General features: G+C 64.2%; 14 protein-coding genes. 12 read left to right on the top strand and 2 right to left on the bottom strand.

Features of this window, described 5'->3' with window-relative positions:
• Nucleotides 1–6: 6 nt before the first annotated feature.
• Nucleotides 7–1,485, bottom strand: coding sequence for an aldehyde dehydrogenase family protein (locus ASD37_RS12910; RefSeq protein WP_056551353.1), 1,479 nt, complete (start codon nucleotides 1,483–1,485; stop codon nucleotides 7–9).
• Nucleotides 1,486–1,660: 175 nt separating this feature from the next.
• Here ASD37_RS12910 and ASD37_RS12905 point away from each other — a divergent pair, with 175 nt between their 5' ends.
• The 12 genes from ASD37_RS12905 to ASD37_RS12850 all read left to right on the top strand — a co-directional run bounded on the left by ASD37_RS12905 (nucleotide 1,661) and on the right by ASD37_RS12850 (nucleotide 13,644).
• On the top strand, nucleotides 1,661–2,116 hold the full coding sequence (locus tag ASD37_RS12905) for a Zn-ribbon domain-containing OB-fold protein (RefSeq protein WP_235568195.1): 456 nt from the start codon (nucleotides 1,661–1,663) through the stop codon (nucleotides 2,114–2,116).
• A complete protein-coding gene (locus ASD37_RS12900; protein WP_056551351.1) occupies nucleotides 2,113–3,270 on the top strand; it encodes a thiolase family protein in 1,158 nt (385 codons plus the stop codon). Before ASD37_RS12905 ends, ASD37_RS12900 begins: the two co-directional genes overlap by 4 nt.
• On the top strand, nucleotides 3,267–4,436 hold the full coding sequence (locus tag ASD37_RS12895; protein WP_056551350.1) for an acyl-CoA dehydrogenase family protein: 1,170 nt from the start codon (nucleotides 3,267–3,269) through the stop codon (nucleotides 4,434–4,436). Before ASD37_RS12900 ends, ASD37_RS12895 begins: the two co-directional genes overlap by 4 nt.
• Entirely contained in the window at nucleotides 4,426–5,358 is a 933-nt protein-coding gene (locus ASD37_RS12890) for an acyl-CoA dehydrogenase family protein (protein WP_056551349.1), read from the top strand. The genes ASD37_RS12895 and ASD37_RS12890 overlap by 11 nt, the downstream gene beginning before the upstream one ends.
• A complete protein-coding gene (locus tag ASD37_RS12885; protein ID WP_056551348.1) occupies nucleotides 5,355–6,164 on the top strand; it encodes an enoyl-CoA hydratase/isomerase family protein in 810 nt (269 codons plus the stop codon). Before ASD37_RS12890 ends, ASD37_RS12885 begins: the two co-directional genes overlap by 4 nt.
• Nucleotides 6,165–6,452: 288 nt before the next feature.
• On the top strand, nucleotides 6,453–7,661 hold the full coding sequence (locus ASD37_RS12880; RefSeq protein WP_056551347.1) for an amidohydrolase family protein: 1,209 nt from the start codon (nucleotides 6,453–6,455) through the stop codon (nucleotides 7,659–7,661).
• Nucleotides 7,662–7,675: 14 nt separating this feature from the next.
• Nucleotides 7,676–8,128, top strand: coding sequence for a Zn-ribbon domain-containing OB-fold protein (locus ASD37_RS12875; protein WP_056551346.1), 453 nt, complete (start codon nucleotides 7,676–7,678; stop codon nucleotides 8,126–8,128).
• A gap of 29 nt (nucleotides 8,129–8,157) precedes the next feature.
• Nucleotides 8,158–9,297, top strand: a complete 1,140-nt coding sequence (locus ASD37_RS12870) for a thiolase family protein (protein ID WP_235568179.1) — start codon at nucleotides 8,158–8,160, stop codon at nucleotides 9,295–9,297.
• Between the two features lie 48 nt (nucleotides 9,298–9,345).
• Complete coding sequence (locus ASD37_RS12865; protein ID WP_056551344.1) at nucleotides 9,346–10,953, top strand: class I adenylate-forming enzyme family protein; 1,608 nt, start codon at nucleotides 9,346–9,348, stop codon at nucleotides 10,951–10,953.
• A gap of 85 nt (nucleotides 10,954–11,038) precedes the next feature.
• A complete protein-coding gene (locus ASD37_RS12860) occupies nucleotides 11,039–12,250 on the top strand; it encodes an acyl-CoA dehydrogenase family protein (RefSeq protein ID WP_056551343.1) in 1,212 nt (403 codons plus the stop codon).
• 18 nt (nucleotides 12,251–12,268) lie between these two features.
• On the top strand, nucleotides 12,269–13,084 hold the full coding sequence (locus ASD37_RS12855) for a mycofactocin-coupled SDR family oxidoreductase (RefSeq protein WP_156720868.1): 816 nt from the start codon (nucleotides 12,269–12,271) through the stop codon (nucleotides 13,082–13,084).
• Nucleotides 13,084–13,644 carry a PaaI family thioesterase gene (locus tag ASD37_RS12850; protein WP_082570120.1) on the top strand — a complete coding sequence of 187 codons (561 nt, stop codon included), beginning with the start codon at nucleotides 13,084–13,086 and terminating at the stop codon, nucleotides 13,642–13,644. The genes ASD37_RS12855 and ASD37_RS12850 overlap by 1 nt, the downstream gene beginning before the upstream one ends.
• 12 nt (nucleotides 13,645–13,656) lie before the next feature.
• On the opposite strand, the gene ASD37_RS12845 is transcribed toward ASD37_RS12850, so the two are convergent.
• Complete coding sequence (locus tag ASD37_RS12845) at nucleotides 13,657–15,189, bottom strand: AMP-binding protein (RefSeq protein ID WP_056551341.1); 1,533 nt, start codon at nucleotides 15,187–15,189, stop codon at nucleotides 13,657–13,659.
• Nucleotides 15,190–15,264: the final 75 nt, after the last annotated feature.

The following is a 15,264-nucleotide window of genomic DNA, read 5'->3' as shown; positions in this document are numbered from 1 at the left end:
TTCGTCCTAGTCGGTAGCCGGGCTGGCGATTGTTTTCACCTGCAGATAATTGCGGAATCCGTCTTCACCGTGCTCGACGTTGTCGCCGCTGATTCCGTAGCCCCCGAACGGAGCATCTGGGGACAGATAGAAGGAGTTGTTGATGTTGACGGTGCCGGCCGCCAATTGGTTGGCCACGCGCCACGCCCGCGTTTCGTCCTGGGACTGCACGTAGCCCGAGAGGCCGTAGCGGCTGTTGTTGGCGACCCGGATGGCCTCCTGATCGTCGCCGTCGTAACGCACGACGGTCAACACTGGTCCGAAGACCTCCGTCTGGGCAATCTCGGAGTTCTCGTTGGCGTCGGCAATCACGGTGGGCAGATACCAGAACCCTTTGCCGTCGCGGTCGCCTCGGCGACCACCGGTGATCAGACGGGCACCGTCGGAGGTGGCTCGGTCGACCAGGCCTTCGATACGCTCCAACTGCTCAGCTCGGATGATCGGTCCGACGACGACATTTCCGTCGCGCGGGTCGCCCCACGGAACCGCGGCGACGGCAGCCTCCAGGCGGCCGATCACCTCGTCGTAGATGTCGGCGTGCACCACCATGCGGGTGGCCAACGCACAACCCTGGCCGCTATTGGCCATGCACATCCCGATTCCCACTGCGCAAGCCATGTCGAGATTCGCGTCCGGCAAGAGCACGTTGGCGGACTTTCCGCCCAGTTCGAGCACGGTGTGGCGGATGCCCACCGCGGCGTTCTGCGCGATCCGTTGACCGACGGCGGGTGAGCCGGTGAAGTGCAGCAGACCCACGCGCTGGTCGGTCGTCAACGCCTCGCCGGCAATTGCCTTGTCAGCAGAGCTGACGATGTTGAGAACGCCGGGGGGAAGATCGGTCCTCTCGGCGGCGACCCTGGCCATCATGGCAGCAGTCAGCGGGGTGTCGGGAGCGCTCTTGAGCACCACCGTGTTGCCCGTGGCCAGTGCGTGGCCGATTTTCCAGATGTTCGTCATGAACGGCGCGTTCCACGGTGAGATCGCCCCAACCACTCCGTAGGGTTCGTACCGAATGCGACGCTTGCTACGCATGCCGAGTAATTCATAGACGGGCAAATCCCGCTCCCATGGCCAGGAGCCGATCAGCCCGTTGAAGTAGCTCATGTCCTCGATCTGAGCTGTCACGTGGGTCAGCGTGGCAGAGTAGGGAGTCCCGGCTTCTGCCACCGCAAGGTCGCGGAACGCCTCGGCCTCGTCGCTCAGGGCTGTCTGTAGCTGCTCGAGGCAGTGCAGCCGGAATTCGTGGTTGGTGGCCCAGTCGGTGTGGCGCGCAGCGTTGTCGGCCGCGGCGACGGCCCGTGCGACGTCTTCCGGGTCCGCGTCGGCCGCCCAGCCGACGACAGATTCGTCGGCGGGATTGATGACGTCGTAGCGCCGCCGGTTTACCCCGTCGGTGAACTTGCCGTCGATGAACAGCCGGCCTTCGTATTCGTCGTTGAACGTCATGGTCGGTTCCCGTCATGAGCTGAGTCGTCGAGCCACTGCGAAGTCGCCGCGGCCTCTATCGCAGCCGAACTATACATGTATAGTCACTGGATGTGAACGGCCTCACAGAATGACTTGTCCGAGTGCGACGCCTGGCCGGAACCCGTTGGCGCCGCCAATGTTCGAGGAGTCCATAGTGGGGTTGAATCCCATCGCCGCAGATCTGTTCTGCGAAACCGATGACGGAGTGCACCTGATCGGTGGCCGCTGCGCAGATTGTCAGCGCGTGACCTTTCCGGTCCGCACCCGGTGCGGTCGCTGCTACGGCACGGCCATCGAACGCGAGTTGCTACCGCGTCGCGGCACCGTATGGACGTGGACCACGCAGTCCTTCCTCCCCAAGGCGCCCTATGTCGGCCCAGAGACCGACGATGACTTCACCGGCTTCGTCGTGGGCTACGTAGAGCTTCCGGGAGCGTGCCGCGTACAGTCCCGGTTCGACGTCCCAGCGGACAAGGCTGCTGAACTGGTGGCGATCGGAACCGAAATGGAGTCCGTCGCAGTGGAATTCACCACCGATGCCGACGGCAAGCCGGTGCACGTCTTTGCATTTCGCCCCGTGAGCGCCTTGGCGCAGGAGGTCCACCAATGAGCACCACCATGGCGATCGTCGGCATCGGCATCCATCCGTTTGGCCGATTCGAAGCCACGGCCCAGCAGATGGCTCTGTCGGCCATCGCCGAGGCGCTGAGCGATGCCGGGGTAACCTGGCCCGACGTGCAACTGGCCGTCGGCGGCAGCCTCGACGGCGGTCAGGCCGACGTGATGGTCGGTGAGCTCGGTCCGACCGGTATTCCGTTCGTCAACGTGCTCAACGGGTGCGCTACCGGCACCGCGAGTCTCATCACCGCGCGCAACATGATTGGTTCCGGCACCGGTGATCTGGGGCTCGTGGTCGGTTTCGACAAGCATCCCCGTGGGGCGTTCGCCGCGCCCGACGTCACGACCTGGGGCGTGGGTCGCTGGTACGGCGAGATCGGGATGTTCATCAACCCCCAGTTCTTCGGCCTGAAGGCTCAGCGCTACCTGCACGATCATCGCATTCCCGTGGAGACCTTGGCCGCGGTAGCTGAAAAGGCCTTTCAGAACGGCGAATTGAATCCCAACGCCTGGCGTCGTAAACCGCTTTCGCGTGACGACATCCTGAACTCCCGATTGATCAACGACCCACTGCGCCAGTACATGGTGTGCTCCCCGAGCGAAGGCGCGGTTGCGTTGGTGGTGTGTCCCGCTGAGGTCGCCGACCGCTATACCGACAACCCGATCTACGTCCGCGCTGCCGAACTCTCCAGTCGGCGCGACGGCTCCTTCGAGCTGTTCCAGACCTCACTTCCGCTCGAGCTGCCGCCGACACCGAGCGAACTGGCCTCCAAGAAGGCCTATGCCGCAGCAGGATTGACTGCGTCGGATATTGACGTGTGGCAGCTTCAGGACACCGAGAGTGGTGCCGAGGTGATGCACATGGCCGAAGTTGGGCTGTGCGAGCATGGCGCTCAACCCGACCTTCTGGCCGCCGGGGCGACGACGATCGGCGGCACGCACCCGGTGAACACCGACGGTGGACTGCTGGCCAACGGCGAACCGGTGGGGGCGTCGGGGTTGCGGATGGTCTACGAAGTTTGCGCCCAATTGCGTGGTGCTGCCGTTGGACGCCAGGTTGCCGACCCGCGCAACGGTTTCACCCATGTGTACGGCGCTCCAGGTATCAGTGCGTGCACCATCTTGTCCAAGGACGCTGCCTCGTGACCGCCGCCGTCGACACCGGGGAAATCCTGGACCAGTTCGCCTTCGCCCTGTCGGCTGCATCCGAGGAACTGGCGCCACTGCGCGCCCCCGCACCCGATGCCGCCACCGAATTGGCCCATTCCCAGGCGTTGATGAATTGGCTCTACGACGGCGGCTGGACGCGCTGGGGCTGGCCGGAAGAGGTGGGGGGAGTGGGTGGTTCACCACTCATCCGCTGCCAGATCCTGGAGCACCTGGCGCTGGCGGGGTACCACATTCCTGACCATCTGCTGGTGCTCGAAGTCGTCGGACCGGCGGTAGTTCAGCATGCACCTGTGCTGGCGGCCGAGTATCTGCCAGCAGCGTTGCGCGGGGATGAGCTGTGGTCACAGGGCTTTTCCGAACCCGAGGCGGGTAGCGACCTGGCGGCATTGCGCACGAAGGCTGTCGACCGCGGTGACGGCACCTACCTCGTCAACGGGCAGAAGATCTGGACCTCCTACGGGGCCTGCGCAGACCGCATCGTGCTACTGGCCCGCAGCGGAGCCCTTGCCGATCGTCACCGCGGCCTGGTGATGCTCCTGGTCGACTTGAACGCTCCTGGTGTCGAGCGCCGTCCCATCGCCTTGGCCAGCGGTCGCGAAGAATTGGCGGAGGTGTTCTTCACTGACGTCGTAGTCGGTGCCGACCGCCTCATCGGCGTTGACGGCGGCGGATGGGCTGTGGCAATGGACCTGCTGCAGTACGAACGCGGGACCTATGCGTGGATGCGCATGGCCACGGCCACGGCCTACCTGCAGCAGCTGCTTCGTATCCTCGCCGAGGGTCCGCGCGAGACGACTCCGCGCTCCGCTGCGGCGATCGGGCGCACCTACCTCAACCTGGCTGCGCTGCGTGCCCGCACTGCGAGCACGCTGCGCCAACTCGCCGACCACAAGACCGTGGGCCCCGAAACCAGCGTCGACAAGCTGTTGCTTTCCACCGCGGAACAAGACGTCCTCGACACGGCGATGGTGCAGCTGGACGCCGAGGCATTGCTGTCTGACAGCGTGACCGCCGCGAGCTGGCGCGACCGGTGGTGGTACTCGCGGGCAGCGTCCATCTACGGAGGCGCCCGCGAAGTGCAGTACAGCATCGTGGCCGACCGCATCCTCAAACTGCCGAGGGAGAACACCCATGGACGCTGACACCCAGGATCTGCTGCGCAGTTCCATCCGCGAGATGTTCGCCACCGAAGAGGGCGACATCGTCGACGGCCTGCGAAGCCTCGGCTGGGACGACGTAGTCGCCGAGGATCCCGACGCCGCGGTCGATCTGCTGTTCACCGAGCAGGGTGCGGCCGGAAAAGCCTCGTCGGCGTTGGACACCGTGACATACGTGACCGACAACGGTGGCACCACGCACCCGGTGCTGCACCCCCTTGGCTCGGCAACTGGAGCGAAGGTACAAGCGGGATGCCTTGAGGTGGATGCCGTTCTGCTGGCGAAGCCCAGTGCAGCGGCCGTCGTGAGAGCCGATGACGGCCGGGCCTACCTGATCGACGAAAACGACGTGACCGCTCACGCCAGTGCGGTCGGGGGGTTCGATCCCGCATCGCGTCTGTATCGCGTGAAAATCGATCTCGATCCCGCCGCGACCACCGTCGTCGACGTGGACTGGTCGCATGTCGTGGCCGTGGCACGTCGTGCCCTCGCCGCCGAACTGGTCGGCAATGGAAATGCCATGTTGCAACTGGCTACGGCCCAGATCAGTGACCGGCACCAGTTCGGGCGGCCCATTGGGGCCAACCAAAGTCCGCGCCACCGGCTGGCTGAAAGCTACGCACTGCTGGGCGGTGCTGCTGAATTGGTTGGTGCGGCTTGGCATTCCGGCTCTGATCTCGATGCGCGCACCGCAAAGGCGTATGCGGGGTTTGCCGTGGACACCACGAGTCGCAGCTGTCTGCAAGTGTGCGGTGCAATCGGACTGACCACGGAGCACGTGCTTCCCGGCTACGTGAAACGAGCACGGATACTGGATGCGCTCTACGGAGGCTGGGCGGCGGCGGCGGAAGAAATCGGCGCCGAGCTGCTTGCTGCGGCGGCGGTCCCGGTGGGCCATCGGCTATGAGTGGGGCGGCCGGCGCACACGCCGAGTTCAGTTCGCCCGAAACGGGCATTGCCGTGGTGCGGATCAACCGCCCAGAGCGACTCGGCGCCTACACCCCAACGATGTGTGCTGACCTTCTCGAAGCGATTCGTCGCTACCGCCTCGACGACGATCTACGGGCGCTGGTGCTCACCGGGACCGGGCGAGGGTTCTGTTCCGGCGGCGACCTCTCACCCGACGCGGGGTTCGATGACGCACTGAGCCACCAGCTTGGGCGGGCACGCGAACTGCGTGAGGATGCGCACGCGGTGATCTTGGCGCTGCACCAGCTGGACAAGCCCGTCTTGTGCGCGGTCAACGGGATTGCAGTAAATGGCGGATTGGCGTTTGCGTTGGCGTGTGATCTGCGGATCATGGCAGCCAGCGCCCGTATGGGTGACACGAGTGCACGATCTGGATTGCTGCCCGACGAGGGTGGAGCCTGGCTGTTTCCCCGAATGATGGGCTACGACAAAGCCTTCCGCATGGTCGCGTTGTCGGAGATCTACGACGCACCAGAGGCTGCGCGTCTCGGTCTGGCCACCGAGGTGGTTCCCGACGACCAGCTGTGGCCGCGGACGATGGAACTGGCGCGGCAATTCGCGACCGGCGCCCCCTTGGCGCTGCGGGCCGTGAAGTTCATGATGCGCCGAGCGATGGACAGCACGTTGCCCAGCTCGCTCGGCGACGCTCAGCATGCCGTTCTGTGGGTCGGCCCCAGCGCCGACGCCGTTGAAGGAAAGTCAGCATTCCTGCAACGCAGGAAGCCAAACTTCACCGGGCGTTGAGCCCGCCCGGAGGCTACCTGGAGAGCGCACAGCGGTGTCCAACCGGCACGGTTTCTCTTCGCAGTGAAGCAATGCATGCCTCATTCCGTGACGACGAATGTCGTTGCGCGGTTTGGTGTCTCGACAGCGATCAGGCAGATGGGCCCCATCGGTGGCCGTTGACCTTTCGCGAGGGAGGCACTTCACGCCGCTGCCTTTACATGTATAGTCGTCCACATCGCCTGCAGCGCGGCACTTTGGTTCCGTCGCGCGTTCATGGGCGGCAAACTGGCGAAAGGATCACATGCCATGGCGGTCATCGAAAACTCGGTCGGCGTACTCCCATACCAGCTCACCGACTTCGACCAGCATTCCTACGAAGCGGAGGACTGCTTCACGCGCTTCATGCCAAAGGCGAAGCTCGACACGGCAGTCCGACCCATCATTGCGCCGTCCGGCCGCAAGATCCTGCTGGCCAACGACCGCATCGTCACTGCGCTAGAGAACGACCTGGACCAGGCGTACGTTCCCGGGTCGCTCGTCGAGATGCTCAAGCAACGCGCGTCCGGCAACGCCACCGATGCCGACCGGTTCTATGAGCCCATGCAGGTCGAGTATTTGAACCGCGACGCCCGGCTTGCGCAACTCACCGAGCAGCAAATCGAACGCGCCATCATGTACCCCGGTGGTTGGGCCTTGATGGCCGAACAGTACCTACAGGGCATCGAACCGCTGTACGACAACATCGAGTCCTTCAACAAGTGGATCAACGAGGACTGGGGATTCAACTACAAGAACCGTATCTATGCGCCGGCACTACTGTCGATGCGCGACCTGGACAGGGCCTGCGAGGAGCTCGACCGCGTGCTTGATGCCGGGGCTCGTTTCATCGTGCTGCCGGCGGGCCCGGCCTACGGCCGCTCGCCGGGTGACCCGTACTTCGACCCCTTTTGGGCGCGCATCAACGAAGCGCGGGCGGTCGTGTGCTATCACATCGCCGAGTTCTACTACCAGGACAACGTCGCGTCGGGATGGGGATGGGGCCTGGTGCCACCGTTCCAGTTCTCGGCCTGGCAGTGGCAGAACACCTACGGCGAGCGACCGATCACCGACACCATCTCGGCCTTGATCTTCGACAACATCTTCGGGCGCTACCCGAACATCAAGGTTCTGGTGAGCGAATTCGGTGCCGAATGGGTCCCGCACTTCATCCGACACATGGACAAGAGCCGTGGCATGGCTCGCAACGGCCGATGGTTGGGCGGCCAACTCGATGAACGACCCAGCACCGTCTTCAAGAAGCACGTGCGCGTTGTTCCGTACCCCGAGGACGACACCGTCGGGATGATCGAGAAGCTGGGCAGCGACGAGACTCTGCTGATGGGGTCGGATTGGCCCCACGCTGAAGGGTTGCGCGAGCCGGCCGACTTCTACGCGAGAGTCGAGGGCCTGGGGGATACCAAGAGACGGAACTTCCTGCGTGAGAATGGAATCAAGCTCACCGAGGGCATCAACTGAGCGCCGGCGTTGCCGTGACTTCTGATGCCGGCGACATCGACGACGAGGCACTGATTGCGGTGTTTCCCGGCGAAGTGCTCACTCACGACAACGCCGCACACTACCGGGGTCGGCTGCGCCGCCAACTTCTGATGAACCGGTGTGCCGAATGCCAGCACTGGCATTCGCCTCCCAAGCCCGTATGCCCCAGATGCTGGTCGGATGAGCTGGTGCCCAGTCCCGTTCGCGGGACGGGGACCATCTATCTGCTGACGTGGTTGTACCAGGGTCCGCCAGCGCTTGGCGTGACCTATCCCTATCCAGTGGTGACCGTCGAACTCGACGAGCAAGCAGGCTTGCGGTTCACCTCCACCGTCACCGGGGTCGAGGACGGAGCAAAGCTTATCGGTTCGAGGGTGCATCTGACGTGGATCACTCCGGACAAGGCACCGATGCCGGTCTTCGCCCTTTCTGATGAGCCTCGATGACCGACCCGCGTAACCCGATGAGGGACAAGGTGGCCATCGCCGCGGCGGCCACCACTGGGTTCATCGCTGCCAACACCAACGTCACCCAGACCGCTCTGGCGGCTCGCGCGTGCATCAAGGCCATCCGAGCAGCTGGTCTGAGGCCCGACGACATCGACGGGCTGTGCGGAAGCTGGCCCAGCTCAGCGGTGTTACAGTCCGCCTTGGGACTGCCTCGACTCACGTGGTCGGGAAATCCTCTCATCCCGATGGTCGACCACATCGCCACCGCCGCCGCTGCCGTGCATGCAGGGCTGTGCACCACCGTGCTGGTCTATCACGCCGCCTACCGCGCTGTGTGGAACACCGGCTCCGCGCTCAAGGACCCGTTCCGCCGCATCGCGACAGCTGGACTGAACGACCCACCGCCACGCCCGGAGACGATGGCATCAAGCGTCGGATACGCTGGCTGGGCGGCTCGATACCTCTATGAATTCGGTTTGGATAGAGACGATTTCGCAGTGGTTGCACTCAACGCCCGCGCCTGGGCTGCCACCAATCCCGCTGCAGCCAAACGGGACCCCATGACCTTGGAGGAGTACCGCAACGCGCGGATGGTGCGCTGGCCGCTAAATCTGTACGACATGGATGTCGCCGTGGACGGCGCGGACGCATTCATCGTCACCACCGCTGAGCGGGCGCGCGACCTCCCCTTGGCGCCGGTGCTCATCAACGCCGCAGTGCTCGGGCAGGCCAGCCCTACCGAGGAGGACCAGACCGCAGATCTGCGCCACCACGGCCAGCAAGTCGTCGTCGACGCCTTGAAAGCCAAAGGTGACTTCTGGATCGACGACATCGATGTGTACTTCCCCTACGACGGTTTCACTCCCATTACCTGTAACTGGGTCGAGAACGCCGGCTGGTGTGATCCCGGCGGTGCGCCGGCATTCTTGCGGAGCCACCGTCAACCCGGTACCGACCGGGTACTCATCAACGGACGTATCCCGGTGAACCCTCACGGAGGGTCTCTGAGCGAGGGTGCCACCCAAGGTTCGGGCCATATTCGCGAGGCCGTGCACCAACTTCAGGGTTCAGCGGGCGAGCGCCAGGTCCCTGGTGCGGCACGCGCGTTGATTACCGCCGGCGGGTTCTTCTTCAACGCCCAGGGCCTTCTGTTGCGGACCCCGTGAACCCAAATCCCGCCGAGAGTGGCACGCCGACAAGGGCAGGAGATCACGATGTCCACCGACGCTGAATCCTCTGAACGTTCAACGTCACTCGTGCAGATCCTCCGTGCCCGCGCAGCCGCCACCCCAAATGCACCCGCACTGGTCTATTTCGACACGGTGATCACTGCGTCGCAGCTCGACGCTGAAAGCGATGCGCTCGCAGCCACTCTGGCAGACGGCGGTTTCGTAGCGCGTGACCGGTTGGCCGTCTACACCCAGAACATGCCGCAGTACGTCATCGCGCTGTTGGCGACGTGGAAGCTCGGGGGTGTCGTCGTGCCGGTCAACCCGATGCTGACCGCCCCTGAAGTCGGCAAACTGCTTGTCGATGCCACCCCCACGGTCTTGGTCGCCCTCGACGAACTGCACACCCCGGCCCTGTCCGACGTCCTGCGCGACAGCTCGGTCGGTCGCACCATCACCACCAGTGCATTGGACTGGCAACACCGCGGCGATCCACGGGTGCTGCCTGCCCGGCGTGCCGACGTTGTCGGTGGCGAGGATCTACGGGGGCTCGTGGAAGCCAACCTGGGCCGGCGTCCCACGTCGTACACGCCGGCAGGAGACGACGTCGCGGTCATCACGTACACCTCCGGAACGACAGGTAAACCCAAGGGCGCACTCAACACTCATGCCAATGTGGAAGTTGCCGGCCAGTGGTATTGCCGCTGGTTCGGCCTAGATGCTGACGACGTCGTGCTCGGCGTCGCCCCGTTGTTCCACGTAACCGGCCTCAGCGGACACATTGCGGCAGCTCTCACCGCGGGTGCGCCTCTGCTGCTGTTCTACCGGTTCCATCCCGAGGTGGTCCTCGACATGATCCGCTGGCATCGGCCCACCTTCACCGTTGGGGCGCTGACGGTGTTCATCGCCCTGGCCGAGTCATCGGCAACTGCAGGTGACCTGGCAAGTTTGACCAGGATCGCCTCTGGGGGAGCGCCGGTCGCTGCCGGAGTCCTGACCCGCTTCCAACAACGCTTCGGGTCCTATCTGCACAATGTCTACGGAATGACCGAGACCACCTCACCAGTCCTGGCCGTGCCTCGCGGGACGCGCGCGCCCGTTGACACACAGACGGGCGCGGTGTCCGTGGGCATGCCGGTGTTCGAGGGCCACGTCGTCGTCCTCGACGACGGCGGGCAGCAGGTGCCGGCGGGCACGGTCGGCGAGCTGGCCGTGAGGGGCCCACAGAACGTCGCAGGCTATTGGAACCAGCCCGAACAGAGTGCCGCGGCTTTCCGCGGACCGTGGCTTCTCACCGGAGACGTTGGTTACGTCGACGCGGACGGCTGGTTCTATCTCGTCGACCGTAAGAAGGACATGATCGTCGCCAGTGGATACAAGGTGTGGCCGCGCGAAGTCGAAGACGTGCTCTATACCCACGAGGCGGTGATGGAAGCCGCCGTCGTCGGCCGACCCGACCCCTACCGTGGGGAGACAGTGAAAGGCTTCGTCTCGTTGCGAGACGGCCACACAGCCACCCCCGAACAACTCATTGCCTACTGCCGAGAACGGTTGGCCGCATACAAGTATCCCCGCGAGATCGAGATCGTCTCGGACGTTCCCAAGACCGCCACAGGCAAGGTCCTTCGCCGCGCCCTGCGCGACGAACCATGAGCGCCGGGCGTGTCGGCACCACCACCAATTTCAGCCATTTCAAGGAGAAGATGTGGACTTCGCACAGACGCCGAAGGCTGCTGACATGCATCAGCGACTCACCGAGTTCATGGTCGACCACGTCCTCCCCGCCGAGGCTGACTACCACGCCTACCGAGTGGCCGCCGGAACCGACGATCACACTGTGCCGCCGGTGGTCGAAACGCTCAAGGTGATCGCACGCGAGCAGGGATTGTGGAACCTGTTCCTGCCTGCCGTCTCGGACCTCACCAATTCGGAGTACGCGCCCCTGGCCGAGCTCACCGGCTGGAGTATGGACATCGCTCCAGAGGCAATCAACTGCGCCGCCCCCGACACCGGCAACATGGAGACGCTGCACCTCTTCGGTACTGATGAGCAACGCGCACGGTGGCTGAACCCGTTGTTGGACGGACGTATTCGCAGCGCATTCTCCATGACGGAGCCTGCAGTGGCATCCAGCGACGCCCGCAACATCGAAACCCGCATCACCCGTGACGGCGACGACTACGTCATCAACGGGCGCAAGTGGTGGACCACGGGAGCATCAGATCCGCGCTGCCAGTTACTGATCGTCATGGGCCGCACCAACCCGGAGGCGCCGCCGCACCGCCAGCAGTCCATGGTGTTGGTGCCCGTCGACACCCCCGGTGTAAGCATCGTGCGTTCCACCCCTGTCTTCGGATGGCAGGACCAGCACGGTCACTCGGAGGTCGTCTACGACGACGTCCGGGTACCCGCAGCCAACCTGCTCGGCGAGGAAGGCTCGGGCTTCGCAATCGCACAAGCTCGCCTCGGCCCCGGCCGCATCCACCACTGCATGCGCGCACTCGGTGCCGCCGAACGCGCGCTGGCCATGATGCGCGCTCGCGTCCAGCAGCGGGTTGCCTTCGGCAAGCCGTTGGCCGAGCAGGGTGTCGTCCGGGAAGCAATCGCTCGCTCCCGCAACGAGATCGACCAGGCTCGACTGCTGTGCGAGAGAGCCGCTTGGACGATCGACAAGCACGGCAACAAGGCAGCGCACGTCCTGGTCTCTCAAGTCAAGGCTGTGGCACCGACGGTGGCGTGCGCGGTAATCGACCGCGCCATCCAAGTTCACGGTGGCGCTGGGGTCAGTGATGACGTTCCGTTGGCACGAATGTACGGCTGGCACCGCGCCATGCGCCTGTTTGACGGACCGGACGAAGTGCACATCCGCACCATCGCCAGCGCGGAGCTCAAAGCCGACCCCGGACCCCTAGCCGCCTTCGTCACCTCAGGCGCAGGCTCGACGCCCTAGTTCAAGAAGGAGTTCATCGTGGCAATGTTGGAAGGCAAGGTGGCTTTCGTTACCGGAGCCGCACGAGGTCAGGGCCGCAGCCATGCCCTGCGGCTCGCTGACGAGGGGGCGACGGTCATCGCAATTGACGTCGCCGGTCCGGTCAGTGAATACAACGGTTACCCCGCGGCCACCGGGGACGACCTCGACGAGACGCGGAAACTACTCGCAAACCGCGGGTCCGAGCATGTCGTGGCCACGGTCGACGTGCGAGACAGCCATGCAATGGACCTACTGCTGGCAGAGGCATTGCCCACGGTGGGCGGCCGCCTCGACATCGTGGTCGCCAACGCTGGAATCAACAACTGGAACCGATTCTGGGAAATGTCGGAGGAGCAGTGGCTCACCATGCTCGACGTCAACCTCACCGGTGTGTGGCGAACGCTGCGCGCATCAGTCCCGCACATGATCGCTGCGGGTAACGGCGGGTCGATCATCACAGTCAGCTCGGTCGCCGGCATCAAGTCGCTACCCGGGCAGGCGCACTACAGCGCGGCCAAACACGGGGTGGTGGGACTGACGAAGTCTGCGGCATTGGAGTTGGGCGAGTACGGCATTCGCGTCAACTCAGTACACCCATGGGGAGTAAGCACCGCCATGTTGCAAGACCCCAGCACCGAGGCCATGCTCGCCGCCCATCCCCAATACCTCTCGTCCTTCGCCGCGGCCTTGCCCCACTTGCCGATTGCCGAGTCGGCCGACATCACCGAGGGTGTGCTTTGGCTGGCCAGCGAGGCCTCCCGCGCGGTGACTGGTACCCAGCTGACCCTCGACATGGGTGCCACCAAGGTCTGATGCCGGACACACCCGAACCGGATACGTCCGCCCTGTGGGCGCCCCTCGATCACGATGACCGAGACTCAGCTTTGTTCGCCGACACCTCCCCGACCGGGGTGGTGTTGTGTCGATCCTGTCGCGTCCAGCGCCGCTGCAGGCTGGGCATCCGCCACGAAGAATTGACGGTGGATGGCTCGGTCCGCAGCGACGTGAGCTGCCCGTCCGACCAGGAGGGCGGTCCCAACGTTGCGCACGGCGGTTGGACGGCCAGTGTGCTCGACGAGATGTCGGGGCATGCGGTACTACTCCACAACGAGTTTGCCGTCACCGGGGAGCTGACCGTGAAATTCGTGAAACCCGTTCCCATCGAACGCCCCCTGACCGGGCTGGCCCACATCAGCGACCGGCAGGGGCGCAAAGTCTTCGTCGAATGCGAGCTGCGGTTGGCCGACGCCGACGTGGTGGTCGCAACCAGCCGCGCCGTCATGATCCGCCGTCCGGCAGATCATTTCGATCGTCACCAACGTTGGCTCGCGTCTCTGCGCGATGACGACGGTGGCGGCGGAATTGACGACTGACTGCTTCGCGCCCTACGTCGCGACATTACCGCCACCTGGATAACCTCCCCCGCCAAACCGGGCATCGAGCACGTCGTAGTCAGGCCGTCCCCCCGCGAGCGGAAGTTCGTCGACGAACTCGACGAACCTCGGCTTCTTGTACGAGGCGATGTGGTTACGGCAGTGCTCGATGAGGTCCGAAGCGGTGACCGACTGGTCGGTTTCGACGACGACGACGGCTTTCACCGACTGAGTATAGTGCGGGTCTGGTACGCCGATCACCGCCGCCGCCTTGACCGCCGGGTGCGCGGTCAGGCAGCGCTCGACCTCCGGTGGATATACGTTCTCCGCTGCGGACTTGATCATTCGGGTCATCGTCCCGAGAAATTCCAGCGATCCGTCTGGCTCGATCCGTCCCAGATCAGTTGTGCGCCACCATCCGTCGGCGAATCGCTCGGCGTTGCGATCAGGCCGGTTCCAGTACCCGAGGTGCACATTGTCGCCACGCACGGTGATCTCGCCGCACTGCCCTGCAGGAACTTCCTGACCGTCGGCATCGACGATGCGTATTTGGCACAGGGGTGTCGGCCGCCCAGAATTTCCGATTCCTTTGCCGCCGTAGGCATTGAGAACGCATAGGCCACTGAGTTCCGTTTGGCCGAAGCCGCCTGGGAACCTGGCCCACGCGCTGTTGTCCGCCGGTAATGCCGCACCCCACATCGGTCCGAATGGACCGGCTCGTAGTGACGAGATATCCAGGTCCATAGTGGCATTCAACTCCATCATCTTCATGATGGTTGGCGGCATCAGGAAGGCCGACGTGATCCTCTCGTGGGCGATCAGTCGCAGCAATTGCTCCTCCTCGACACGGCGCACGTACACGTTGGTGCCGCCGCGAAGGAAAACCGGCAGTGAGTCGAATTGGAAGTTGCCGATGTGGAACAGTGGCCCGGTGTTGACGAACACGCTGTCGTGGTCGACTTCGGTCACCGCCCCCGTCATCGTTGCCATCGTCATGAGGTTGCGGTGGCTCAACATGGAGCCTGCCGGGCGACCCGAGCTTGCTGCGGTGTAGATGACCAACAGTGCGGTATCTGGATCAGTAGCCTCAAAGCCTGCGGGGCAGGACTTTTCGACGAGCGCGTCATAGCCAAGCTCATCGGTGGTGTCGTGCTGGATCCAGTGAGCCGTGGTTACGGCGGATGCTCTGGCGGCGCTTACCGCGCCGCCGATCTCCTCGTGCTGCCAGATGATGACCGCGGGATCGAAGTCATCGATCACGAATGCCATTTCCTCGCCAGACTGTCGCCAGTTGGCCGGGCAGATGATTGCACCGATGCGTGCGCAGGCCATCATCAGCTCCAAGAACCGGACCGAGGTTTGCGCCAACCACAGCACCCGGTCGCCCCTCGTGACCCCGTGGTCAGCCAACATCGCGGCTACGTGGTCTACCCGGACGTCGAATTGTGGCCAGCTATAGCGCACTTCGCCGTCGATTGCGGCCGTGCCAAGTGGGAAGCGTCGGGCGTGTGCTCGGCACACGTCGGAGAGGTTCGTGTTCGCCATCGGCGTCCTTCCGTAAGCTCCCGTGTCCGTAGTTCTGTGCGTGGTGCGCAGACGGTAGGACACCACCTAACTTTA

The organism is Mycobacterium sp. Root135 (genome assembly GCF_001426545.1).
Classification (GTDB): Bacteria; Actinomycetota; Actinomycetes; order Mycobacteriales; family Mycobacteriaceae; genus Mycobacterium.
This window is presented reverse-complemented; position numbering and strand designations above follow the sequence as displayed.